13 protein-coding genes and 1 tRNA gene are annotated in these 23335 nt (G+C 68.5%); 3 read left to right on the top strand and 11 right to left on the bottom strand.

All coding sequences use genetic code 11. The features are described from left to right. Positions 1-471: 471 nt before the first annotated feature. The 10 genes from ACT3SQ_RS02565 to ACT3SQ_RS02520 all read right to left on the bottom strand — a co-directional run bounded on the left by ACT3SQ_RS02565 (position 472) and on the right by ACT3SQ_RS02520 (position 18845). The gene (locus tag ACT3SQ_RS02565) at positions 472-4356 is read right to left on the bottom strand and encodes a DNA-directed RNA polymerase subunit beta' (protein WP_441444672.1); all 3885 of its coding nucleotides are present in this window, start codon (positions 4354-4356) and stop codon (positions 472-474) included. A 114-nt stretch (positions 4357-4470) separates the two neighbouring features. Further along, the gene (rpoB, locus tag ACT3SQ_RS02560; RefSeq protein WP_441444671.1) at positions 4471-7959 is read right to left on the bottom strand and encodes a DNA-directed RNA polymerase subunit beta; all 3489 of its coding nucleotides are present in this window, start codon (positions 7957-7959) and stop codon (positions 4471-4473) included. Between the two features lie 617 nt (positions 7960-8576). Continuing rightward, positions 8577-13919, bottom strand: coding sequence for a S8 family serine peptidase (locus ACT3SQ_RS02555; protein WP_444600795.1), 5343 nt, complete (start codon positions 13917-13919; stop codon positions 8577-8579). A gap of 323 nt (positions 13920-14242) precedes the next feature. After that, positions 14243-14629 carry a 50S ribosomal protein L7/L12 gene (gene rplL / locus ACT3SQ_RS02550; RefSeq protein ID WP_441444669.1) on the bottom strand — a complete coding sequence of 129 codons (387 nt, stop codon included), beginning with the start codon at positions 14627-14629 and terminating at the stop codon, positions 14243-14245. Between the two features lie 150 nt (positions 14630-14779). Next, entirely contained in the window at positions 14780-15295 is a 516-nt protein-coding gene (rplJ, locus tag ACT3SQ_RS02545) for a 50S ribosomal protein L10 (protein ID WP_442331985.1), read from the bottom strand. A 774-nt stretch (positions 15296-16069) separates the two neighbouring features. Continuing rightward, a complete protein-coding gene (rplA, locus tag ACT3SQ_RS02540; RefSeq protein WP_441444667.1) occupies positions 16070-16789 on the bottom strand; it encodes a 50S ribosomal protein L1 in 720 nt (239 codons plus the stop codon). Between the two features lie 5 nt (positions 16790-16794). After that, positions 16795-17226: a 50S ribosomal protein L11 gene (gene rplK, locus ACT3SQ_RS02535; protein ID WP_441444666.1), complete on the bottom strand. Its 432-nt coding sequence runs from the start codon at positions 17224-17226 to the stop codon at positions 16795-16797. A gap of 183 nt (positions 17227-17409) precedes the next feature. Then, a complete protein-coding gene (gene nusG / locus ACT3SQ_RS02530) occupies positions 17410-18366 on the bottom strand; it encodes a transcription termination/antitermination protein NusG (protein ID WP_442332785.1) in 957 nt (318 codons plus the stop codon). 76 nt (positions 18367-18442) lie between these two features. Beyond that, a complete protein-coding gene (gene secE / locus ACT3SQ_RS02525) occupies positions 18443-18709 on the bottom strand; it encodes a preprotein translocase subunit SecE (RefSeq protein ID WP_441446251.1) in 267 nt (88 codons plus the stop codon). Between the two features lie 63 nt (positions 18710-18772). Further along, positions 18773-18845: transfer RNA gene (locus ACT3SQ_RS02520), tRNA-Trp, on the bottom strand. A gap of 229 nt (positions 18846-19074) precedes the next feature. On the opposite strand from ACT3SQ_RS02520, the gene ACT3SQ_RS02515 reads away from it, so the two are divergent. Genes ACT3SQ_RS02515 through ACT3SQ_RS02505 form a run of 3 tightly spaced genes read left to right on the top strand, consistent with a single transcriptional unit; the run spans position 19075 to position 21839 of the window. Next, on the top strand, positions 19075-20319 hold the full coding sequence (locus ACT3SQ_RS02515) for a pyridoxal phosphate-dependent aminotransferase (protein ID WP_441446250.1): 1245 nt from the start codon (positions 19075-19077) through the stop codon (positions 20317-20319). Then, positions 20316-21353 (top strand): adenosine deaminase, encoded by a 1038-nt coding sequence (locus ACT3SQ_RS02510; RefSeq protein WP_442332786.1) that lies wholly within the window; start codon positions 20316-20318, stop codon positions 21351-21353. The genes ACT3SQ_RS02515 and ACT3SQ_RS02510 overlap by 4 nt, the downstream gene beginning before the upstream one ends. Positions 21354-21362: 9 nt before the next feature. Continuing rightward, positions 21363-21839, top strand: a complete 477-nt coding sequence (locus ACT3SQ_RS02505; RefSeq protein ID WP_441446248.1) for a hypothetical protein — start codon at positions 21363-21365, stop codon at positions 21837-21839. A 219-nt stretch (positions 21840-22058) separates the two neighbouring features. Here ACT3SQ_RS02505 and galK read toward each other — a convergent pair whose 3' ends face one another. Then, positions 22059-23312: a galactokinase gene (gene galK / locus ACT3SQ_RS02500; protein ID WP_444502122.1), complete on the bottom strand. Its 1254-nt coding sequence runs from the start codon at positions 23310-23312 to the stop codon at positions 22059-22061. Positions 23313-23335 lie beyond the last annotated feature (23 nt).

Genomic DNA, 23335 nt, shown 5'->3' with positions numbered 1-23335 from the left:
GCACGCACTCCGACGGAGATGCGGCAGGAAAGCCTGCGCGGGAACTGCCAGGTGCCATCGTTTCCCGGTTCGTCCCATTGCGTAAGGGGAGAGGCGAGAGTTTGAAGAAGCACCCGAGAGGTCTTTACCCTCTCGTGAACCTCAGGGTCTGCCAGGTCACGCCGCAGAGCCCTGGATCCGCCTGGAACGCGACCGGGACCACAGCGGACGCGTTCGCCGCCACTCCCCCACAGCCATCTGCCGCGGATCCCTCCCCGTGCCCTCTCGCGCCAGTCCCCCGTGCCCTCGTGCGGGGGTCCTTCCCTAGACGGGAGCAGCGCCAGTCCCTATACAGGGGCATCGGCAGCAGGCCCCGGACGCAAAGACGCCGCGGGGCGGCCCCACCGAAGTGGAGCCGCCCCGCGGCGTGTGGTCGCTCGTGCGCCGCCTCGACGGCGGACGAGCTCCCGCGCTCAGCGCAGGATCACCGGATCACCGGAAATCAGTGCGGAACGGATCTGCGTAGTCGATGTCGTCGAGGTTGACGGCACCGGTCTGGCCGAAGCCGGAGAAGTCCAGCTCGTCGTAGCCCGGCACCTGGTACATCTGTGCCTTGGCCTCGTCGGTGGGCTCGACCGCGATGTGGCGGAACCGCGACAGGCCGGTGCCAGCGGGGATGAGCTTACCGATGATGACGTTCTCCTTGAGCCCCATGAGCTTGTCGCTCTTGCGGTTCAGGGCAGCCTCGGTGAGCACTCGGGTGGTCTCCTGGAAGGAGGCCGCCGAGAGCCACGACTCGGTCGCCAGCGAGGCCTTCGTGATGCCCATCAGCTCCGGACGACCCGAGGCCGGCTGACCGCCCTCGGAGAGGACCCGACGGTTCTCCCGCTCGAAGTTGACCCGCTCGGCGAAGTCGCCGGGCAGCAGACCGGTGTCACCGGACTCGATGACCGTCACGCGACGGAGCATCTGGCGCACGATGACCTCGATGTGCTTGGCATGGATGTCCACACCCTGGCTGATGTAGACCTTCTGCACCTCGTCGACCAGGTGCTGCTGCACGGCACGCGGGCCGAGGATCCGCAGGACCTGCTTCGGGTCCACCGAACCCAGCGTGAGCTTCTGGCCGACCTCGATGTGGTCACCGTCGGCGATCAGCAGGGACACGCGCTTGGAGACGGTGTAGGACACCGGCTCGGAGCCGTCGTCCGGGGTGACCGTGATCCGGCGCTGCTTGTCGTTCTCCTCGACCTCGACCCGACCCGAGAACTCGGAGATCGGCGCGAAGCCGGCCGGGGTACGGGCCTCGAAGAGCTCCTGCACACGCGGCAGACCGTGCGTGATGTCGCCCTCGGCGCTGGCCACACCACCGGAGTGGAAGGTACGCATGGTCAGCTGGGTGCCGGGCTCGCCGATCGACTGGGCCGCGACGATGCCGACGGCCTCGCCGATGTCGACCAGCTGGCCGGTCGCGAGCGACTTGCCGTAGCACTGGACACAGGTGCCCACCGCGGAGTCACAGGTCAGCACGGAGCGGATCTTGACCTCGCGGACACCGGCCTCGACGAGCTGCTCGATGCGCACATCGCCCAGCTCGGTGCCGGCCGGAGCCGCCTCGGTACCGTCGGCGCCGATGGCCGCAGTGGCCAGGACGCGCCCGTAGACGGTGGATTCCGCGTGCTCGTGGGGACGGAGCACGCCGGCCTCCTCGACCGCGATCGGAAGCACCAGGCCCTTGGTCGTGCCGCAGTTGTCCTCACGGATGATGACGTCCTGCGAGACATCGACCAGACGACGGGTCAGGTAGCCCGACTGCGCGGTCTTCAGCGCGGTATCCGCCAGGCCCTTGCGGGAGCCGTGCGAGGCGATGAAGTACTCCAGGACCGAGAGCCCCTCCTTGTAGTTGGAGAGGATCGGGCGCGGGATGATCTCGCCCTTCGGGTTGTTCACCAGACCACGCATACCGGCGATCTGGCGGACCTGCATCCAGTTGCCTCGAGCGCCCGAGTCCACCATCCGGAAGATGGTGTTGTTCGAGTCGAAGTTCGCCCGCATCGCCTGGTCGACCTCGTTGGTCGCCTCGGTCCAGATGTCGATGAGCTCCATGTTGCGCTCGTGCTCGGAGATCAGGCCCAGGTCGCGGTTCTCCTGGATCTGGGCGTTCTTCTCCTCGTACTTCGCGATGATCTCCGCCTTGTTCGGCGGGGTCACGACGTCGGACAGGGCGAAGGACGCACCCGAACGAGTCGACCAGGAGAAGCCATAGGACTTCAGCGCATCCAGCGATGCGGCGACCTGGCCCTTGTCGTAGCGCTCCGCCAGGGCATTGACGATGCCGCCCAGGCGCTTCTTGCCGACCTGACCCTGCACGAAGGGGAAGTCCTCGGGCAGCGTCTCGTTGAAGTGGACGGCGCCCAGGGTGGTGGTGAGGATGATCGGGTCACCCTCGGTCCAGCCCTCGGGGGCCTCCCAGTCGCTCGGCGGGACGATGTCCGTGAAGCGGATGTCCACCAGCGCGTTGAGATCCAGCTCGCCGCGGTCGTAGGCCATGATCGCCTCGGCCTCGGAGGCGAAGCGCCGACCGATGCCGGGGACGCCCTCGCGCACCGTGGTGAGGTGGTACAGACCGATGATCATGTCCTGTGCGGGCATGGTCACGGGGCGGCCGTCGGACGGCTTGAGGATGTTGTTGCTGGACAGCATCAGGATGCGGGCCTCAGCCTGCGCCTCTGCCGACAGCGGCAGGTGAACAGCCATCTGGTCGCCGTCGAAGTCCGCGTTGAACGCGGCGCACACGAGCGGGTGCAGGTGGATGGCCTTGCCCTCGACGAGCTGCGGCTCGAACGCCTGGATGCCCAGACGGTGCAGGGTGGGCGCACGGTTCAGCAGCACCGGGTGCTCGGTGATGACCTCTTCGAGGACGTCCCACACCTCGGGGCGTGCCCGCTCGACCATCCGCTTGGCGGCCTTGACGTTCTGGGCGTGGCTGAGCTCGACCAGGCGCTTCATGACGAAGGGCTTGAAGAGCTCGAGCGCCATGCCCTTGGGCAGGCCGCACTGGTGCAGGCGCAGCTGCGGGCCGTTGACGATCACGGAGCGGGCGGAGTAGTCCACGCGCTTGCCGAGCAGGTTCTGACGGAAACGACCCTGCTTGCCCTTGAGCATGTCCGAGAGCGACTTCAGCGGGCGGTTGCCCGGTCCGGTGACCGGACGGCCACGACGACCGTTGTCGAACAGCGAGTCGACCGACTCCTGCAGCATCCGCTTCTCGTTGTTCACGATGATCTCGGGAGCACCGAGATCCAGCAGCCGCTTGAGGCGGTTGTTGCGGTTGATCACGCGGCGGTACAGGTCGTTGAGGTCGGAGGTCGCGAAGCGGCCACCGTCCAGCTGCACCATCGGACGCAGGTCCGGCGGGATCACCGGGACGGCGTCCAGCACCATGCCCACCGGCGAATTCGTGGTGGTGAGGAAGGCGGAGACGACCTTGAGGCGCTTGAGCGCACGGGCCTTCTTCTGCCCCTTGCCGGTGGCGATGATCTCGCGCAGCAGCACCGACTCGGCCTCGAGGTCGAAGTCGGCCAGACGACGCTGGATCGCCTCGGCGCCCATGCCGCCCTCGAAGTACGTGCCGTAGCGCAGCTTCATCGCACGGTAGAGCTGCTCGTCACCCTCGAGGTCAGCGACCTTGAGAGTCTTGAAGCGCTCCCAGATGCGAGTGATGCGGTCGATCTCGGCGTCGTACTTCTTGCGGATCTGGGCCTGCTCACGCTCGCCGGAGTCGCGGACCTTGCGCTTCGCGTCGGCCTTCGCACCCTCCTCCTCGAGCTGGGCGAGGTCCTTCTCCGCGGACAGCGCGCGGTTGTTGATCGCGGCGTCGCGCTCGTTCTCGAGCTCCTTGACCTCGAGATCGAAGCGGGCCTGGAGGTCCGGCATGTCGTCGTGACGTGCCTGATCATCCACTGCCGTGATCATGTACGCGGCGAAGTAGATGATCTTCTCGAGATCCTTCGGCGCAAGGTCCAGCAGGTAGCCCAGGCGGCTCGGCACGCCCTTGAAGTACCAGATGTGGGTGACGGGGGCGGCGAGCTCCACGTGGCCCATGCGCTCACGGCGCACGGAGGACTTGGTGACCTCCACGCCGCAGCGCTCGCAGATGATGCCCTTGAAGCGGACGCGCTTGTACTTGCCGCAGTAGCACTCCCAGTCCCGGGTGGGGCCGAAGATGCGCTCGCAGAAGAGGCCGTCCATCTCGGGCTTCAGGGTGCGGTAGTTGATGGTCTCCGGCTTCTTGACCTCGCCGTGGGACCAGCCGCGGATGTCATCGGGCGTCGCAAGACCGATGCGCAGCTCGTCGAAGGTATTGACGTCGATCACAGGTGTCCTTCTCTCGATCGGAAGTGTGGTGTCTGAGGGAACGGGGTCGAGGGCGGGGCTCAGGGGGCGGGTGCCGCGTCACGCGGCGACCCGGCCGCCCGAGCCCTATATCCCTCAGACCTCTTCGATGGAGCCGACGCCCTCGTGAGGCCGGCGGGACAGGTCGATGCCGAGCTCCTCCGCGGCGCGGAAGACCTCCTCATCGCCTTCCTGAACTTCCTGGGCCGTGCCGTCGGAGGACAGGACCTCGACGTTCAGGCACAGGGACTGCATCTCCTTGAGGAGCACGCGGAAGGACTCCGGGATGCCGGGCTCGGGGATGTTCTCGCCCTTGACGATCGCCTCGTAGACCTTGACGCGGCCGGCGATGTCATCGGACTTGATGGTCAGCAGCTCCTGCAGGGCGTAGGCGGCGCCATAGGCCTCGAGGGCCCAGACCTCCATCTCGCCGAAGCGCTGGCCGCCGAACTGCGCCTTACCGCCCAGCGGCTGCTGCGTGATCATCGAGTACGGGCCCGTGGAGCGCGCGTGCAGCTTGTCGTCCACCAGGTGGTGGAGCTTCAGCAGGTACATGTAGCCCACGGAGACCGGCTCCGGGAACGGCTCGCCGGAGCGGCCGTCGAACAGCCGTGCCTTGCCGTCCTCCTTGACCATCCGCTCGCCGTCCCGGTTGGGGCGGTGGTTGGCGATCAGGCCGGTGACCTCGTCAGCGGTGAGGCCGTCGAAGACGGGGACGGCGACCGGGGTGCCGGGCTCGCCGTGCAGAGCTGCCTCGGGCAGATCAGCGGCGGTGGCATCCGTCGGATCCAGATCCCAGCCGGACTTGGCGACCCAGCCGAGGTGGGTCTCCATGACCTGGCCGATGTTCATTCGGCCGGGCACGCCCATCGGGTTCAGGATGATGTCGACCGGGGTACCGTCCTCCAGGAACGGCATGTCCTCGACCGGCAGGATCTTCGCGATGACGCCCTTGTTGCCGTGACGGCCGGCGAGCTTGTCACCATCGGTGATCTTGCGCTTCTGGGCCACGTACACGCGGACCATCTCGTTGACGCCGGTGGGGAGGATGTCCCCGTCCTCGTCGTCGTTGAAGACCTGCACACCGATGATGGTGCCGGACTCGCCGTGAGGGACGCGCAGGGAGGTGTCGCGCACCTCGCGGGCCTTCTCGCCGAAGATGGCGCGCAGCAGGCGCTCCTCCGGGGTCAGCTCGGTCTCGCCCTTGGGCGTGACCTTGCCGACCAGGATGTCTCCCGGCTCGACCTCGGCGCCGATGCGGATGATGCCGCGCTCGTCGAGATCGGCCAGCACGTCGTCGCCGACGTTCGGGATGTCCCGGGTGATCTCTTCCTTGCCCAGCTTGGTGTCGCGGGCGTCGACCTCGTGCTCCTCGATGTGGATCGAGGTGAGGACGTCATCCTGGACCATCCGCGAGGACAGGATGATGCCGTCCTCGTAGTTGTGGCCCTCCCAGGACATGAAGGCGACCAGGAGGTTCTTGCCGATCGCGAGCTCGCCCTGATCGGTCGAGGGGCCGTCGGCCAGGATCGAGCCCGCTTCGACGCGGTCGCCCTCGTCGAAGAGCACCCGCTGGTTGTAGGAGTTGCCGGCGTTGGAGCGCTGGAACTTCCCGATCGGGTAGGTCTGGCGGGTGCCGTCGTCGGCCATCACCACGACCAGATCTGCGGAGAGCTCCTCGATGACACCGGCCTTCAGCGCGGTGATCACATCGCCGGCGTCGACGGCGGCGCGACGCTCCATGCCGGTGCCGACCAGCGGCATCTCGGAACGGAGCAGCGGCACGGCCTGGCGCTGCATGTTGGAGCCCATGAGCGCACGGTTGGCGTCATCGTGCTCGAGGAAGGGAATCATCGCCGTGGCGACAGACACCATCTGCCGAGCGGAGACGTCCATGTAGCCGACGTCCGCGACGGCGACCAGGTCGGGCTCGCCGCCGGGGAGGCGCACCAGGACCTCTTCCTCCAGGAAGCGGCCCTTCTCATCGATCTTGGCGTTGGCCTGCGCGATGATGTGGCGATCCTCGTCGTCCGCGGTGAGGTAGACGACCTCGTCGGTGACGTGGCCGCCCACGACCTTGCGGTACGGGGTCTCGATGAAGCCGAAGGGGTTGATGCGGGCGAAGGTCGCCAGCGAGCCGATCAGACCGATGTTCGGACCCTCAGGGGTCTCGATCGGGCACATGCGGCCGTAGTGCGAGGGGTGGACGTCACGGACCTCCATGCCGGCGCGGTCGCGGGAGAGGCCGCCCGGGCCCAGCGCCGAGAGCCGGCGCTTGTGCGTCAGGCCCGACAGGGGGTTGTTCTGGTCCATGAACTGCGAGAGCTGGGAGGTTCCGAAGAACTCCTTGATCGCCGCCGTGACCGGTCGGATGTTGATCAGGGTCAACGGCGTGATCGCCTCGACGTCCTGCGTGGTCATGCGCTCGCGGACGACGCGCTCCATGCGGGACAGGCCGGTGCGGACCTGGTTCTGGATCAGCTCGCCCACCGCGCGGATGCGACGGTTGCCGAAGTGGTCGATGTCGTCGGTCTCGACGCGGACCGGCTTGTCGTCGGTGCTGGTGTACTCGCTGACACCGTCATGCAGGGCGACGATGTACTTGATGGTCGAGACGATGTCCTGCAGGCGCAGGGTCGACTCGGAGAGGCTGCCGTCGAGACCGAGCTTCTTGTCGATCTTGTAGCGGCCGACCTTCGCGAGGTCGTAGCGCTTGTTGTTGAAGTAGAGGTTGTTCAGCATCGCCTCGCCCGCATCGCGCGTGGGCGGCTCGCCCGGGCGCTGCTTGCGGTAGATGTCGATGAGCGCCTCGTCCTGGGACGCGATGCGGTCCTTCTCCAGGGTCGAGCGCATCGACTCGAACTCGCCGAACTCCTCGAGGATGTCCGAGTGGGACAGGCCCAGGGCCTGGAGCAGGGTGGTGACGGACTGCTTGCGCTTGCGGTCGATGCGGACGCCGACCTGGTCGCGCTTGTCGATCTCGAACTCGAGCCAGGCGCCGCGCGACGGGATCATCTTCGCGGAGAAGATGTGCTTGTCGCTGGTCTTGTCGATCGACTCCTCGAAGTACACGCCCGGGGAGCGGACCAGCTGCGAGACGACGACACGCTCGGTGCCGTTGATGATGAAGGTGCCCTTGGGAGTCATGAGCGGGAACTCGCCCATGAAGACCGTCTGGGTCTTGATCTCGCCGGTCTCGTTGTTCATGAACTCCGCGATGACGTACAGCGGAGCCGCGTAGGTGAGATCCTTGTCCTTGCATTCGTCGACCGTGTACTTCGGGTCGTCGAAGGTGTGGTCCCGGAAGGACAGCGACATATTGCCGGCGAAGTCCTCGATCGGGGAGATCTCCTCGAGGATGTCCGCAAGACCTGAGGTCTGCGGGACGTCCTCCCGACCTGCGGAAGCGGCTTCCTGGGCACGCTCCTGCCAGCGGTCGTTGCCGAGCAACCAGTCGAACGAGGTGGTCTGCAGACTCAGCAGATCCGGGACCTCGATCGGGTCGCCGAGCTTCGCGAAGGTGACGCGAGGTGAGGCGGTACGAAGTGCGATGTCAGTGGTGCGATCGGTGCTCGAGGCAGCCAAGGGGGGTCCTTCCACAGGCCGATGACGGAATCCCAGGCGCGGCGAACACCCGTCAGGCGGTGGAGCAGACAATGTGGTGAACAGAGCGGCAGAACCGACGGGCGACGCGTAGCGCAAGGACCGAGCATACAGAAATTCGCGGATGGACACAAGTGCCGCGACGCGACTGGTCCATCCACGTCGGCCGCTATATGCCTGGCGCAGAGGTTCTGTCGGTGCTTCCTGCCCGTCTGTCTCGACCGGCCCGGCGGTGTGAACACACCGGGCACGTGCAGCAGGAACAGCTCCGTACGGGAAAAAGCATGAAGGGAAATCGCGCCAGAGTCAAGCAGGCAGGGTCCCGCCCGGAGTGTCGGGGCACGTCAGGGCACCTTTGGGTACCTTTTGGGCATCTTCCTGCCTCCGGGCGGAGGGTGCGCGTCCGGCGCCTTTGCAGCCCCGCAGGGCCGGCCGCGCGCGGCGCGCGAGCACCTTAGGGACAGCACGTGGGGCCGCGTCCTCTCTCAGAGGATGCGGCCCCACATGATCTGCCTCACCGTTCCGGCTCGGAGTCCGTTCCGGCTCGGAGCCGTGTTTCAGCGCCGGAGCTCAGGACCGGGACTCAGGGCCCGTGGTGTTCAGCTTCGGCGGCGAAGCGCGATCAGCCCCCCACCGGCCAGCAGCAGCGCCGCCGCCGCCCCGAGCGGGACGAGGATCTCGGTGCCGGTGCGGGCGAGTGGACCGCCCGAGCCCTTACCGGCGCCGTCAGCCGTGCCGGTGCCCTGTCCCCCGCCGCTGCCAGATCCGCCTCCGGCGCCGGCATCGCCACCGTTGCCATCTCCGCCGGAGCTGCCGTCATCACCGCCCCCGTCACCGCCGGTCCCGCCGCCGGGTACCTCGGCCGGCAGGATCAGGTACGAGGCCTGGGAGGGCCCGGAGAAGGTCAGCATCCCGTCCGCCCAGGTGGAGGTCACCGGCAGGCGGGTTCCGTCCTCCAGCAGCTGCAGGACCCGCTCGCCCTCTGCACCAGGCACGGTGATGACCGACTCCAGGGAGCCGTAGACGTTGGCGAGCGTCACCACCCGGCCTTCGCCGCCCTCGGCATCACCGATGGTGGCCGTCAGCGAGTCATCGCTGCGGAAGGTCGCCGTGGCGCTCACCTCACCCGCGGTGAGGGTCACCTGCTGCAGGGCCACCGTCACGGTGATCCCCAGCTCGACCGCCTCGCCGCCAGCGCCCATGACCGGGTCACCGGCCGCATCGACCACAAGGGCCCGCACCGCTTGCTCTCCGTCGGCCAGGACGGTCCCCGGCGCGAGCCGCAGGCTGTATCCGGCCGCGGCGGCGGCCTCGGCGTCACCGTCGAGTGTCACCTGGTAGCTCGCGAGCGCCGCCTGGGCCAGCGCGGCCTGGTCGCCCAGCTGCTCGCGGTGGATGCTCAGCTCCACCGTCTCGGGACCGCTGATCCCCAGCTCGGGCTCGGCGGCGACGACCTGGAAGATCCGCTCTGAGGTGGACGTGCTGCCGGCGAGGTCGGTGGCGAGCACCGTGAGGGTGTGGTTCCCCTCTGCGAGGTCGGCCGTGGGCACCTGGGTGCTCAGCTCGGTCTGCGCGGCACGGGTGCTGGTGCCGAAGGTCGTGACCTCGTCGACGCCATCTGTGCCGTCGGTGTCTGCACCCTCAGCGTCTGCGCCGTCGGCGTCTTCGCCCTGCAGCTCCCGCAGGTCGACCAGCGCGTCTTCGAGGGCGTGCTCCTCGGTCGCGAGGTCGGTGGCCGCGTCGTGGACCACCTCACCGTCCAACAGCACCTGCATCCCAGCCAGGTTCTCGTCCGCGACGGAGACCTCGATCTCGCGGGCGTCGTCGATGACTTCGCCGTCGGCCAGGTTCGCGATGTCGACCCTTGTGACGTCCTGGTCGAGGATGACCGGGATCAGACCCAACAGCACATTGCCGTTGGAGTCCACGAACTCGACCAGCAGCGTGTCGCCATCGGCCACGGTGATCTCGGTGGAGAAGTCGCGCTGGTTGGACTGCTCCCCCGGGCTGCCGATGTCGAACCGTTCGATGACCGTGGAGTCGTTCAGCCGGAGCCCGTAGCCCCAGCCGTCATCGGACGCGGTGCCGGCCACGGTCACCTGCTCTGTGTTCGTGTACAGGGTCCCGCCCACCAGGGTGGGTTCGTCGATCTGCAGGGTGGGTGCCGTGACATCGAAGTACAGGCGGACCCCGCGGTCGTAACGGATGGTGCCGTCCGCGTCCTCGATCACCATGCGGTAGTGGTTCTCACCGGTCGTGACCGGGAGCTCGGCGGCGAAGGCGCCGTCCTCCGCGATCTGGGCCGTGATCGGCTCCGGGTCGGTGTACTTCCCGTCCTCGTCCACGCGGCTGCCCGGGGTCAAGGTGATCGTGCCCCCGGACAGGTACTCGCCGCGGAGGGTGAAGACACTGCCGTCGGCACTCGTATCCGGGGTGTCGCCGGGCACGAAGCATGCGGCCTGCTCGAGCACGCAGTCGGCGTTGGTGATCTCGGGCATCGCCCAAGTCTCGGCAGGGGCCCGCCCGGAGATCGCGAAGGACTCCGAGCTCGTATTCACGCCGTCCGAGGCGGAGAGCGTGAAGGCCGCTGCGATCTCGCCCGGAGTGACCGTGATCTCGAAGCTGCCGTCCTCGGCGATCTGCGCCGTGATCTCACCGGAGGTGACGCTGAGCTGGGCGCCCTCGCGCTCGTCGGCGACCGTGCCGGCGACCGTGAGGGTCCCGTCCTCGCCGACCACGGCGTGTCCCTCCGCGTCGGTCTCCATCGCGGTGATGGTGAGCTCCGGTGCGGTCGAGTCGAAGGTGACCGGGAGCGTCCGTTCCTGCAGCACCGTGCCATCCTCGCCGAGCCCCTCGACGAGGAACTCCTGCGTGCCCTCGGCCAGCGGGAGCACGTGGCGGGAGCGCCCCTCGGGGGTCTCCACCGTCTGGTCACCGACACGCACGGCGACGATGTCGGAGGAGACATAGCCGCTCAGCAGCAGCGATCCGTCCTGCACCAGCAGCGACTGCGGGCCGAGGACGCCCTGCTCGAGCTGGGAGGCGTTGGCGATCAGCATCGTCGAGGGTTCGAAGACCTTCGTGCCGACGCCCAGGTTGAAGCCTGCATCGAGCACCGAGACGGTGACGAACGGGACCGACTCCGGGTCGACCTCGATCGAGAACGTGCCGTCAGGCGCCTCGGTCACCGGGATGTCCTCGCCGGCGGCGCCGGTCGCGGTGGGCGGGGCGAGGATGCCGGAGCCGTCCTCGAGGACCGAGAAGGAGAGCAGCCCAGCCTCGTAAGGACCGAAGTCGACCTCGGGCGCGGTGGCGTCGATCCCGAAGGAGAAGTCGGTGCTCTGCCAGTCCTGCTCCTCACCGAGCCGGGCCTCGACCCGGTAGGTGTACTGCCCATCCGGCAGCGCGGCGTAGCCCACCGCCTGCGGGTCGTAGAGGGTGCCATCGAAGGCAGCCCCGGTCCACTGGAGCTCGCGCGGATCGGCGACGAGTCCCCAGTCGCCGAGCAGGTTCCGGTAGACCCCCTGCTCCTGCCCCAGGACCTTCACCTGCGCACCCGAGGCGTCCAGAACGCTGTAGCGGATGTCGGAGGCATTGCGCATCGTCACCAGATTCGGCGCGATGGTGTCCATGTCGCCGTCACCGTTGGGCGAGAGCCAGAACTCTCCGATGTCGCTGCTGAGCGGCAGGGTGGAGCCGCCCCACATCGTGATCAGCTCGCTCTGCACGCCGACGCCCTCGAGCGGTTCGCCCACGGGGAGCACGATCGGCTCGGCATTCCAGTCACCGGCGAAGCCGAGGAAGGGGATGGAGAGGTTCGGCTGGTCGGCGTCATTCGAGGTGAACTGCACCCAGCCGCCGGTGAAGTGATCAGCACCCGCCTCAGGGGTGACGGCGACCTCGACGGACGCGGTGCCACCGGCGGGCACGGTCACCGTGTTCGGCGTGGCCACGGAGCCGCTCGAGCTGCGCACCGTGGTGGCGCCGCCGGCGTCGTTGGTCTCAGCCAGCAGGGTGGTGCTCGGGAGGGTGAACTCCGCGGCGGTGTCGCCGCTGTTGGTGAGCGTCACGGTGAAAGAGGCGGTGCCGGAGATCTCGCGCAGCGCGGCGGCGCCTTCACCCTCGACGGTGGCGATGACCTGGGAGCCCAGTGCCCGATCAATCTGGGCGAGGCCTGCACCGATCTGGCGCGGCGAGGCCGACGGGACGTCGGAGCCCTCCTCGACGGGGATCATCGCCGTGTTCATCAGCATGATCTTCGCCAGATCCACCCGCTCGGCACCGGTGACGTCGGGACGGGTCTGCTCCAGATGCTGCAGCACCAGCGCGGTCATCCCGGCGACGTTCGGGGAAGCCATCGAGGTGCCGGAGTTCATGCCGTAAGTGCCGTCGTTGTACGTCGAGTACACATTGCCGCCGATGCCGGCGATCTCGGGCTCGAAGTCGAGCGTCGGGGTCGAGCCCCACGAGGTGAAGCTCGACGGGGTCAGCGCGGTCGCGCTCGCACGCACATCGACCTCGTCGGTGATGCGCAGCGTGGTCTCCCCCGCCTCGATGGCGGCCTGCAGCTCGAGGCCGACGGACTGGCTGACGGTGATACCGGGCAGGGTGAAGCTCTCCACCCCCGCCATCCCGAAGGCTGCATCCTCGGTGTTGTAGACGACGACGCCGCCGGCGTTGGCCGTGATGGCGTTCTCGTACTTCTCGGTGAAAGAGATCTCGCCGCGGGAGATGAGCGCGTAGGCGCCGTCCAGATCCACCCCGTCGATGTCCGCTGCGGTGCCGAGGCCCAGGTCGACCAGGCGGTGCGGCTGATCATCGAGGGTCCCGGTGGCGGGCGAGTAGGGCACGCCTTCGGTCTCGTCGTTCACGTACGCCATCAGCTGCGTGAGGACCGAGTTGTCGATAGAGGCGACGGTCAGCGCGGAACCCAGGGTGCCCGGCGCGCCGACGGTGCCGTCGTCATGGAGCCCGTAGAGATCATCGGCGACCCCGCTGGGCGAGAAGTTCTGGCCGTCGTTGCCGGCGGCGATCACCGTGACGACCCCCGCGTCACGGGCGGACTCGATCGCGAGCGAGCTCGCGTCGGAGGCGTTCTTCTGCCCGTTGGAGGAGCCGAGCGACATGTTGATCACGTCGGCGCCCTGCTTCACCGAGTCCTCGATCGCGGCGACGATGTCCGAGTCCGTGGCACCGCCGCCGGAGTTCGAGAACACCTTCATCGCGAGCAGCTGCGCGTTGGGCGCGGCGCCGTCCAGCTCGCCGGTCTCGACGAAGTCACCGGGGTGGTCGCCCTCGGAGCCGTTGGCCGCGGCGATGCCGCCGACGTGCTGGCCGTGCGCGTCGACCACGCCGTCCTTGATCACGTAGCTCTCGTCGGCGTAGTTGTAGCCGTCGGGGATCTTGCAGGTGAACCCGGCCTCGGCGGCCGGATTGATCTCCGAGATCGCGGCCGCGCCGCAGTCGTCGAGTCGCAGGGCGGGGTGGCTCGGGTCCAGGCCGGAGTCGATGATCGAGATGACCATGCCGGTGCCGTCCACGCCGTGGGCATCGAAGGCCGCGGGCACTCCCTGCAGATCGCGGGCGGTGTGCTCGGTGCGCTCGTAGACCCGCTCCCGGCGGACCGAGAACACCTCCGGCTCGAGCGAGAGAGCGGCGAGCCGGTCCCCCGGCACGGAGGCGCTGAACCCGTTGACCAGGTAGCCGAACTGTCGGTCGATGACGAGCCCGTGCCGCTGGGACCAGGTGTCGATCAGGGACTGCTGAGCCTGCAGCCGCGAGCTCTCCTGGGACATCGAGAGGGTCGAGTCCTCGCCCTTCAGCAGCACCACGACGTCCACCGGATCCGAGGTGACGTCGTCCGGGAGGCTGGGGACACCCTCCACCGGGCTGGGTGCGGCCGGTGGCGTCGGCACCTCAGGGGCCGCGACCGCGGCACTCATACCGAGACCGAGGGTCCCGATCAGCAGTGCGCCGGACAGAGCGGCGAGACGACGAAGCGGCCGAAATGGCACAGGAACCCCCGGGTGATTCACGACATAGGCGGGGTCAGCCTATGGAGCATCCAGCGAACTTTCACCTGGTCGTCAGCATCCGGAAGTCACGAAACGGTGACGGTGCGCCGATGCGCCCCCGGAGCGGGCAGGCATCGCGGCCCCGGGGCGTCTCCGGGCATGCAGAAGGGCCGCCCCGCATCGCGGGACGGCCCTTCGGAAGCAGTACGACTGCCGTCAGATCAGGCGCGCGCCGGAGGGCACGCCACGGATCACTTGACGGAAGCGGACGCGCCGGCCTCTTCGAGCTTGGCCTTGGCAGCCTCGGCGTCTTCCTTCTTGACACCCTCGAGGACAGCCTTGGGGGCCTCGTCGACGAGCGCCTTGGCCTCCTTCAGACCGAGGGAGGTGAGGGCGCGCACCTCCTTGATGACGGCGATCTTCGCGGAACCGGCCGACTCGAGGATGACGTCGAACTCGGTCTGCTCCTCCTCGGCAGCGGCCTCGCCACCGGCGGCGCCACCGGCAGCGGCGACGGCCACGGGGGCAGCAGCGGTGACGTCGAAGACGTCCTCGAACTGCTTCACGAACTCAGAGAGCTCGATGAGGGACATTTCCTTGAAAGCTTCGATGAGCTCGTCGTTGCTGAGCTTTGCCATGGTGGCGTTCCTTCCTATGGTCGGGACCTGCGTCCCTGCGGTGTGAGGCGGCGCTTTCGCGCCAGGTCTTGCGGACCGCGCTTCCTGTGAAGGAGGCACGGGGGACAGCGCTGAGGCTGTGGGTGCGGAGAGCTGAGAGGCTCAGGCCCCTCAGGCCTCCTGCTTGGCCCGCAGCGCGTCCACGGTGCGTGCTGCCTTCGACAGCGGCGCCGCAAACACTGCGGCGGCCTTGCCCATCGACGCCTTCATAGCGCCAGCGGCCTTGGCCAGCAGGACCTCGCGGGACTCGAGGTCCGCGAGCTTCTGGACGTCTTCCTGCGAGAGCACATTGCCCTCGAAGAAGCCGGACTTGATCACGAGCTGGTCGTGGGTCTTGGCGAAGTCACGCAGGGCCTTCGCAGGCCCCACCGGCTCACCCTTGATGAAGGCGATAGCGGTAGGACCGCTGAGCGTGCCATCGAGAGCGGTGATGCCGGCCTCGCGGGCGGCGATCTCCGTGAGCGTGTTCTTCACCACGGCGTAGGTCGTCTCGGAACCCAGGGAGCGACGAAGCTCCTTGAGGTCACCCACGCTGAGCCCGCGATACTCGGTGATGACAGCGGCATCGGACTCGCGGAAAAGCTCCGCGATCTCCGAGACGGCATCCACCTTTTCGGGGTTAGCCATGGCCCTCCTTCCAGAGGTCTCTCGCCACCGGGTGAAGAAGTCTGAGAACAGGAAAGGCCTCGACACGCAAGTGTCGAGGCCTCGAACGCGGTGGGTGCCCGTGCCACGAATGGCTCCAGCCGGGGCCGGACGGGCGACTTCGCGAAAGTCGCTTCTTCACCTGCGCAGGCCATCCCTGACGGGATCTCTTCGGTCGCTCTCGGGGTCGAGCACGACAACCGGCGGTCTTCGGTAGGTCCAGAGTAGACCAGACCCGCGCGCCCGCGCCATGGCGAGAGCCGCGTTCTGCATCACATCCGCGACGGCATCCCCGGCCGGTCCACTCCCCCGTCGAGTCCGCCGTCGAGGGACACGCCCGCCCCCGGCCCACTCCCCCTCCCGGCTCGCTCCCCGTCGGCCGATGCCGCGATGGCGAATGGCAGATGGGCAGATGGGCAGATGGGCAGATGGGCAGATGGCGACACTCCGCTCTCAGGCCGTCGAGATCACCGATCTCCCCCGTTTCCGGCAGAGATCGGTGATCTCGCGCGGCGCGTCGTGGGGGAACCCGCGACAGGGGCCGATCGCGCGCGGCCGCGACTGGGCCTATCGCCGGGAACTGCGGCTGGGCCAGTCGCGGGGAACTGCGACTGGGCCGGTCGGGCGCCGCTGCGGCTCGGCCGGCGGCAGGCAGGGCGTCGTCACATTCCAACGCCCCGTGCATGACGACGGCGCCCCGCCCACCTGCTGGTGGACGGGGCGCCGGAGTGCACCTTCGAGGCGTACCGGAGAGGATCAGGCCTCGTCGGTGTCCTCGAGGAGGTTGCGGGTGCGGTTCACGTCGACCGGGATGCCCGGGCCCATGGTGGTGGACACGGTGATCTTGGTGATGTAGCGGCCCTTGGAGGAGGACGGCTTCAGACGCAGGATCTCGTCCAGCGCTGCGACGTAGTTCTCGACCAGCTGCTGGTCGGAGAAGGAGACCTTGCCGACCAGGTAGTGCAGGTTCGCCGCACGGTCGGTGCGGAACTCGATCTTGCCGCCCTTGATGTCGGACACGGCCTTGGTCACGTCCATGGTGACGGTGCCGGTCTTGGGGTTCGGCATGAGGCCGCGGGGGCCGAGCACGCGGCCCAGCTTGCCGACCTTGCCCATCAGGTTCGGCGTGGCCACGGCCGCGTCGAAGTCGGTCCAGCCGCCGGCGACCTTCTCGATCAGCTCGTCGTCGCCGACCTCGTCGGCGCCGGCCTCACGGGCGGCGTCAGCCTGCGCACCGGTCGCGAAGACGATGACGCGGGCGGTCTTGCCGGTGCCGTTGGGCAGGTTGACGGTGCCGCGCACCATCTGGTCTGCCTTGCGGGGGTCGACACCCAGGCGCATCGAGACCTCGACGGAGGCATCGAACTTGGCCGGGGAGGACTTCTGGGCCAGACGCAGTGCGTCCAGCGGTGAGTAGGCGCGACCCTCTTCGATCAGCGCTGCACCGTTCTTGTATGCCTTGCTACGGAAACCCATTGTCGTCAGCCCTCCACCGTGATGCCCATGGAACGAGCGGTGCCGGCGACGATCTTCGCCGCGGCCTCGATGTCGTTCGCGTTCAGATCAGGCATCTTGGTCTCCGCGATTTCGCGGACCTGTGCCTGGGAGATCTTGCCGACCTTGTCGGTGTGCGGCGTCGCGGAACCCTTCGAAAGCCCAGCGGCCTTCTTGATGAGCTCAGCGGCCGGCGGGGTCTTCGTGATGAAGGTGAACGAGCGATCCTCGTAGACCGTGATCTCGACCGGGACGATGTTGCCGCGCATGTCCGCGGTGCGATCGTTGTAGGCCTTCACGAACTCCATCATGTTCACGCCGGCAGCGCCGAGCGCGGGACCCACGGGCGGCGCAGGGGTGGCCGCGCCGGCCTGGATCTGGAGCTTGATGACGCTCGCGATCTTCTTCTTGGGAGCCATTGCTCTTCCTTACTGTGGTGTGGTCCGGGCGGAGCTCATCATGCGCTCCTCCCACGGCTGGACCCATCTCCGCAGTCAAGCGGAAAAGGGTCCGGGGTGCGACGTTACCTGCACGTCGCGGCGGCGTCGACCGGTATCGAGAGTGATCCTGGTCGTACTGACGCGGCAGCTGCCGCGCGCCGCTCAGATCTTGGTGACCTGGTCGAAGCCGAGCTCGACCGGGGTCTCGCGACCGAAGATGGACACCAGCACCTGAAGCTTCTGGGACTCGGTGTGGATCTCGGAGATCGTGGCCGGCATGGTCTCGAAGGGACCGTCCATGACCGTGACGGACTCTCCGACGTGGAAGTCGGGCATCTTCTGCGCAGCGGCGGCCTTGGCCGGCGTGCCACCCGAGGAGCGCTTCTTCTCCGGCAGTCCGACGGAGGGCGCCAGCAGCGAGTAGATCTCGTCGAAGCTCAGCGGGGTGGGGTCGGTCGCATTGCCCACGAACCCGGTCACACCAGGGGTGTCGCGCACGACGCGCCAGGACTCGGTGGTCAGATCCATGCGCACCAGCACGTAGCCGGGCACTCGCACGCGGCGGACGATCTTCTTCTGGCCGTTCTTGACCTCGGTCGCGTCCTCCATCGGGACCTGGACCTCGAAGATGTAGTCCTCCATGTCCTGGGTCTCGGTACGCGTGGCCAGCTGGGTCTTCACGCGATTCTCGTGACCGGAGTAGGAGTGGACGACGTACCACTCGCCGAAGGAGGAGCGCAGATGCATCTTGAGCTGCACCAGCGGGTCCTCCTCCTCGGGCTCCTCGGACTCCTCAGCGGATTCTGCCTGCTCGGCGTCCTCCGGCTGCTCGGCGGAGTCCGACTCGCCCTCGGTCGGCTCGTCCTGCTCGGAGGACTCATCCTGCGAGTCCTCGACGGGCTCGGACTCGCCGAGGGTCTCGGGATCCTGCTCCGCTGCGGAGTCGTCGGCCTCCGGCGCCTCATCGACGGTCTCGTCGGCGGGCTGCTCGTCGGCGTCCACCTGGGGCGCTGCGGTCTGCGGCTGCGAGGAGGCGGAGAAGGAGAGGGAGTCGTCGACACCCTGGTAGGACTCGTCGGGGGTGGAGGACTCTTCGGGGGTAGAGGTCTGGTCGCTCATCGGCGGGTACCTGCCTTCCTGGCGGCGTGGAACTGATCGGTCACGGTGCGTTGCGTGGTGCGGGCCAGCCCGCGGCTCACACGTCGGGAACCGTGAAGGCGATCCTGGAGAGCCAGCTGAACACGGAGTCGAGGCCGAAGATCAGAAGGATCATGAAGACGACGAACAGCAGAACCGTGATCGAGTACAGGACCAGCTCCCGACGGGTCGGGACGACCACCTTCCGGAGCTCCGCGATGATCTGGCGGATGAACAGACCGATGGCCAGGAACGGGTTCTTCGACCCGGAGCCCTGGGCGTCGGCACCGGTGGGCGTCGACGGGGCGTTCTGGCTGGAGTTCACGTCTGGGCTGTCCGATCTCGTCGAGGTCATCCGCATCCGGTCGGGTGACCCCGACCGGACCGGCAGGGCAGACAGGGCTCGAACCTGCAACCTGCGGTTTTGGAGACCGCTGCGCTACCAATTGCGCCACTGCCCTTCACGAGGACCAGGCCTCATGAGGTCTTCGCACTGCCCCCGGAGGAGCATCGTGATTCTGACCAGCGACCAGCATACAAGCCGCAGGGACCTCGTGCGAATCGGCTGGCAGCAGATCACATCACATCTGCTCCAGGAACGGTCCCCCAGCGTTCTCCCCCGCCGTATTCCCCCGTGTCCGAATGGGGTCGGACCTGGCGACTGATCGCGTGCTCTGCCACGATAGGCGGGTGACCAACGACGATGCCAGCATCTCCGCGACCAGCCCGCACACCCCTCAGCACGCCCGCATCTCGCAGCAGGTCGGAGCGATCCAGCCGTCGGCGACCCTTGCGGTCGATGCGACCGCGAAGGCGCTCAAGGCCGCCGGTCGGCCGGTGATCGGCTTCGGTGCCGGCGAGCCGGACTTCCCCACCCCGCAGCACATCGTCGACGCCGCGATCGAGGCGGCGCAGGATCCGCGCAATCACCGCTATTCGGCCACCGGGGGCCTCCCGGAGCTGCGCGAGGCGCTGGCCGAGGCGTTCTCGGGCACCACCGGTCTGGAGATCCAGCCCTCCCAGGTGCTCGTCACCAACGGTGGCAAGCAGGCCGTGTTCCAGACCTTCGCGACCCTGCTGGACCCGGGCGACGAGGTGCTGCTGCCGGCCCCCTACTGGACCACCTACCCCGAGGCGATCCGGCAGACCGGAGCGGTCGAGGTGCCGGTGCTGGCCGGGGTGGACCAGAATTATGTGCCGACCATCGACCAGCTCGAGGCGGCCCGCACCGAGCGCACACGCGCCCTGGTGCTCTGCTCCCCCTCGAACCCCACCGGGGTGGTGCTGACCCCCGAGCAGGTCACCGAGATCGGGCGCTGGGCGCTCGAGCACGGGATCTGGGTGGTCACCGATGAGATCTACCAGTCCCTCACCTACGACGAGATGCCCTTCACCTCGGTCCTCAAGGCGGTGCCCGAGCTCGCCGAGACCACAGTGCTGCTGGGTGGGGTGGCGAAGTCCTTCGCGATGACCGGCTGGCGGGTGGGCTGGATGGTCGGCCCGGCCGACATCATCAAGGCGGCGACCAACCTGCAGTCCCACCTCACCTCGCACGTCAACAACATCGCCCAGCGGGCGGCCCTGGCGGCGCTCACCGGCCCCACTGAGCCCGTCGAGCAGATGCGCGAGGCGTTCGATCGTCGACGTCGCCTGATCGTGGAGAAGCTCTCCGCGGTACCCGGGTTCACGGTCCCCACCCCCACCGGCGCGTTCTACGTGTTCCCGGATGTCTCCGGAGTGCTCGGCCGCGAGATCCGCGGGCGGAAGATCACCACCTCGGCAGAGCTGGCGGCTGTGATCCTCGAGGAGGCGGAGGTCGCCGCGGTGCCGGGTGAGGCCTTCGGCGCCCCTGGTCACCTGCGCTTCTCCTACGCCCTGGCCGATGAGGACATCGCCGAGGGCATCGACCGGGTGGCAGCGCTCCTGGCCGGATGAGTCCGGCCGATGGTGCTGGCCGCGATCTCGCGGCACTGCCCAAGGCGCACCTGCACCTGCATTTCACGGGGTCGATGCGCCAGCGGACGCTCCTGGAGCTAGCGGACGAGCGGGGCATCCGACTGCCCCGCTCGCTCACCGACGACGTCGCGCTGCAGGTCGAGCCCACGCGCCGCGGCTGGTTCCGCTTCCAGCGCCAGTACGACGCGGCGCGGGCGGTGGTCGATTCCGAGTCGGCCATGCGCCGGATCCTGCACGAAGCGGCCGAGGACGATGCTGCCGAGGGTTCCGGGCGGCTCGAGCTGCAGGTGGACCCCACCAGCTATGGGCCCTTCGTCGGCGGTCTGACCCCGGCGATCGAGATCGTGCTGGACCAGGCCGCCCGTTCCGAGCAGGAGACGGGGGTGAGCATCGGGATCGTCATCGCCGCCTCCCGCACCCGTCACCCCCTGGATGCGCGGACCCTCGCCCGGCTGGCGGCGCGGCACGTCGGCCCGGTGGTCGGCTTCGGTCTCTCCAATGACGAGCGGCGCGGCACCACTGCAGACTTCGCGCTGGCCTTCCGGATCGCTCGCGACGCGGGGCTGATGTCGGTGCCGCACGGTGGGGAGCTGCTGGGACCCGAGCATCTGGAGGACGTGGTGGAGCATCTGCACCCGCACCGCCTGGGCCACGGGGTGCGCGCCGCAGAGGACCCGGCTCTGCTGGAGCGGGTGGTCGAGGCCGGGATCGGTCTGGAGGTGTGCCCCGCCTCCAACGCCTCGCTGGGGGTGGTGGAACAGGCGGCCGACGTTCCGCTGCGCCGCCTGGTGGATGCCGGGGCCCAGATCGCCCTGGGCGCCGATGACCCGCTGCTGTTCGGCTCTCGCCTGCTGGACCAGTATGAGACCGCGCGGGAGATCGGCTTCGACGACGCCGAGATCGCGGACCTCGCTGCGTCCTCGATCCGGATCTCGGCCGCGCCGGTCGCGGTGAAGGAGCGCCTGTTGGGCGGGGTGAGGGCCTGGCTGGCCTCCCCTCCGGCAACGTTCTAGGGTCGGCGCATGAGAACTCCGCGCAGGATGCTCCCGCTGGTGGCGGTCGCCGCCCTGGTGATCACCCTGGTGGTGCCCGTCAGCGTCTCCAGCGATCCTGATTTCGACGCGTTCCTCATGACCAGCGCCGGCCAGCCGGGGACCACCGATTCCCTGCCCCTGATGCTCCCGATCTGGGCGATCGTGCTGGTCGCCGCCGCGACGGTGTGGATCCCGCGCTGGCCGGCTCTCTGGGCGGTCGTCGCCTTCGTCGCCGCTCTCACGCTGGTCATCCTGCCGGCGACCCTCGTCCTGGATCCCCCACGGTTGATGTGGGACGGCTGGGATGAGGCGAACAATCGGCCGACCGGAGGAATGGTGGTTGGTCGACCGTTCATCGGCTCGGCCCTGTGGGTGGCGGGCTCCCTCGCCCTGACGGCCTCGGGAGTGCTCGGGATCCTCGACGCGGTGCGGTCGCGGGCGAGGCGCCCTGCTCAGACGCGGTGAGAGCGAGGGCGACGGGGCCAGGGTGGGCACGGTGTTCTCGGTCAGCGGGGAGAAGCAGCCTCGTTCAGAGCGGCCAGTTCCTGCCGCTCCACCCTTCCGGACGCGGCAAGGAGATCACCCGCACGCCGAGCGCAGCGGCCTCGTCGAATCCGGTGGTCACCAGCAGGATCTGGTCCCCCTCGGCTGTCGCAGTCGGCGTCTGCAGACGTGGCCGGCGTGTCAGCGGTCCTGCCCGGCGCCTTCCGAGGGCAGTGCCAGGAAGAACTCCGGGGCGTCGAAGCCATGCTCGGCGAATGCCGCAGCGATCGCCGCCGCGACCTGCGGGGCCTGCTGCGCCTCGACCAGAGCGATGGTCGAGCCGCCGAAGCCGCCGCCTGTCATCCGCGCACCGTGGGCACCCGCCCCCCGCGCGGCCTCGACCGCGACGTCGAGCTGCGGGACGGTCACCTCGTAGTCCTCGCGCAGGGAGTCGTGCGAGGCGTTCAGCAGGGCGCCGAGGTCCGTCACCTGCTCGCGCACGGTGCCGGCGGCGAGCAGGGCGTCGAACTCCCGCACCCGCTGGATCTCGGTGATGACGTGATGGGCGCGACGGCGCACCACCTCGTCGTCGATCCGGGTGAGCTGCTCGTCCAGCTGTGCGGGGTCGACGTCCCGCAGCGTCGGCACGCCCAGGGCCTGCGCCGCGCGCTCGCTGTCCGCACGGCGTGCCGTGTACTCGCCATCGACATGGGAGTGCTCGGCGCGGGTGTCCGTGATCAGCAGGGCGAGGCCCTGCGAAGCGAGGTCCCACGGCACCGGACGGGTGGAGAAGTCACGGCAGTCTAGGAAGAGGGCATGCCCCTCGCGTGAGAGCACCGAGGCGGACTGGTCCAGACCGCCGGTGGAGGCCCCGGCGAAGTCGGTCTCGGCGGTGATCGCAGCCCGCACCCGGTCCAGCGGCTCGGTGCCGAGGCTCAGCAGCGCCTCGATGGCCTCGGCAGCGGCGCATTCGAGCGCCGCGGAGCTGGAGAGCCCGGCACCCAGCGGCACCTGACCGTCGATCATGATGTCCATCCCGCGGGTCGAGGCCCCCGAGATCCGGGAGCGCAGCGCCCACAGCACACCCGCCACATAGGCCGGCCAGCCGGTGACAGCCTCGGGCGTGAGCGCACGCGCATCGATGTCCAGGACCGTCTCGTCCTGCGCCGAGCGCACCCGCAGCCGATCCGTGGGGGTGCGCGCCGCCGCCGCGAAGCAGCGGTGCGAGATCGCCATCGGCAGGCACAGCCCGTCCTGGTAGTCGACGTGCTCGCCGATGATGTTGACCCGGCCGGGCGCGGACCACACTCCGTCGGGCTCGTAGCCGAAGGACTCGATGAACAGCTGTGCGGCGTGATCCGCGGCCTCCGAGCGGTCCGGGGCGGCGGACAGCTCGACCGCGGCCGGATCTGCTCCGAGTCGCGCAGCGGCGGCGGGAGAAGCGGCAGAGATCATGGGGGTTCCTTCCGAAGCGGTGA

This window comes from Brachybacterium sp. AOP42-C2-15 (assembly GCF_052377065.1).
GTDB lineage: Bacteria > Actinomycetota > Actinomycetes > Actinomycetales > Dermabacteraceae > Brachybacterium.
This window is presented reverse-complemented; position numbering and strand designations above follow the sequence as displayed.

Excerpts from the sequence above, each read along its gene's own strand:
- rplJ (WP_442331985.1), bottom strand. The coding sequence starts at position 15,295 with ATGGCTAACCCCGAAAAGGTGGATGCCGTCTCGGAGATCGCGGAGCTT.
- rplK (WP_441444666.1), bottom strand. The coding sequence starts at position 17,226 with ATGGCTCCCAAGAAGAAGATCGCGAGCGTCATCAAGCTCCAGATCCAG.
- nusG (WP_442332785.1), bottom strand. The coding sequence starts at position 18,366 with ATGAGCGACCAGACCTCTACCCCCGAAGAGTCCTCCACCCCCGACGAG.
- ACT3SQ_RS02510 (WP_442332786.1), top strand. The coding sequence starts at position 20,316 with ATGAGTCCGGCCGATGGTGCTGGCCGCGATCTCGCGGCACTGCCCAAG.
- galK (WP_444502122.1), bottom strand. The coding sequence starts at position 23,312 with ATGATCTCTGCCGCTTCTCCCGCCGCCGCTGCGCGACTCGGAGCAGAT.
- rplL (WP_441444669.1), bottom strand. The coding sequence starts at position 14,629 with ATGGCAAAGCTCAGCAACGACGAGCTCATCGAAGCTTTCAAGGAAATG.
- rplA (WP_441444667.1), bottom strand. The coding sequence starts at position 16,789 with ATGGGTTTCCGTAGCAAGGCATACAAGAACGGTGCAGCGCTGATCGAA.
- ACT3SQ_RS02505 (WP_441446248.1), top strand. The coding sequence starts at position 21,363 with ATGAGAACTCCGCGCAGGATGCTCCCGCTGGTGGCGGTCGCCGCCCTG.
- ACT3SQ_RS02555 (WP_444600795.1), bottom strand. The coding sequence starts at position 13,919 with ATGAGTGCCGCGGTCGCGGCCCCTGAGGTGCCGACGCCACCGGCCGCA.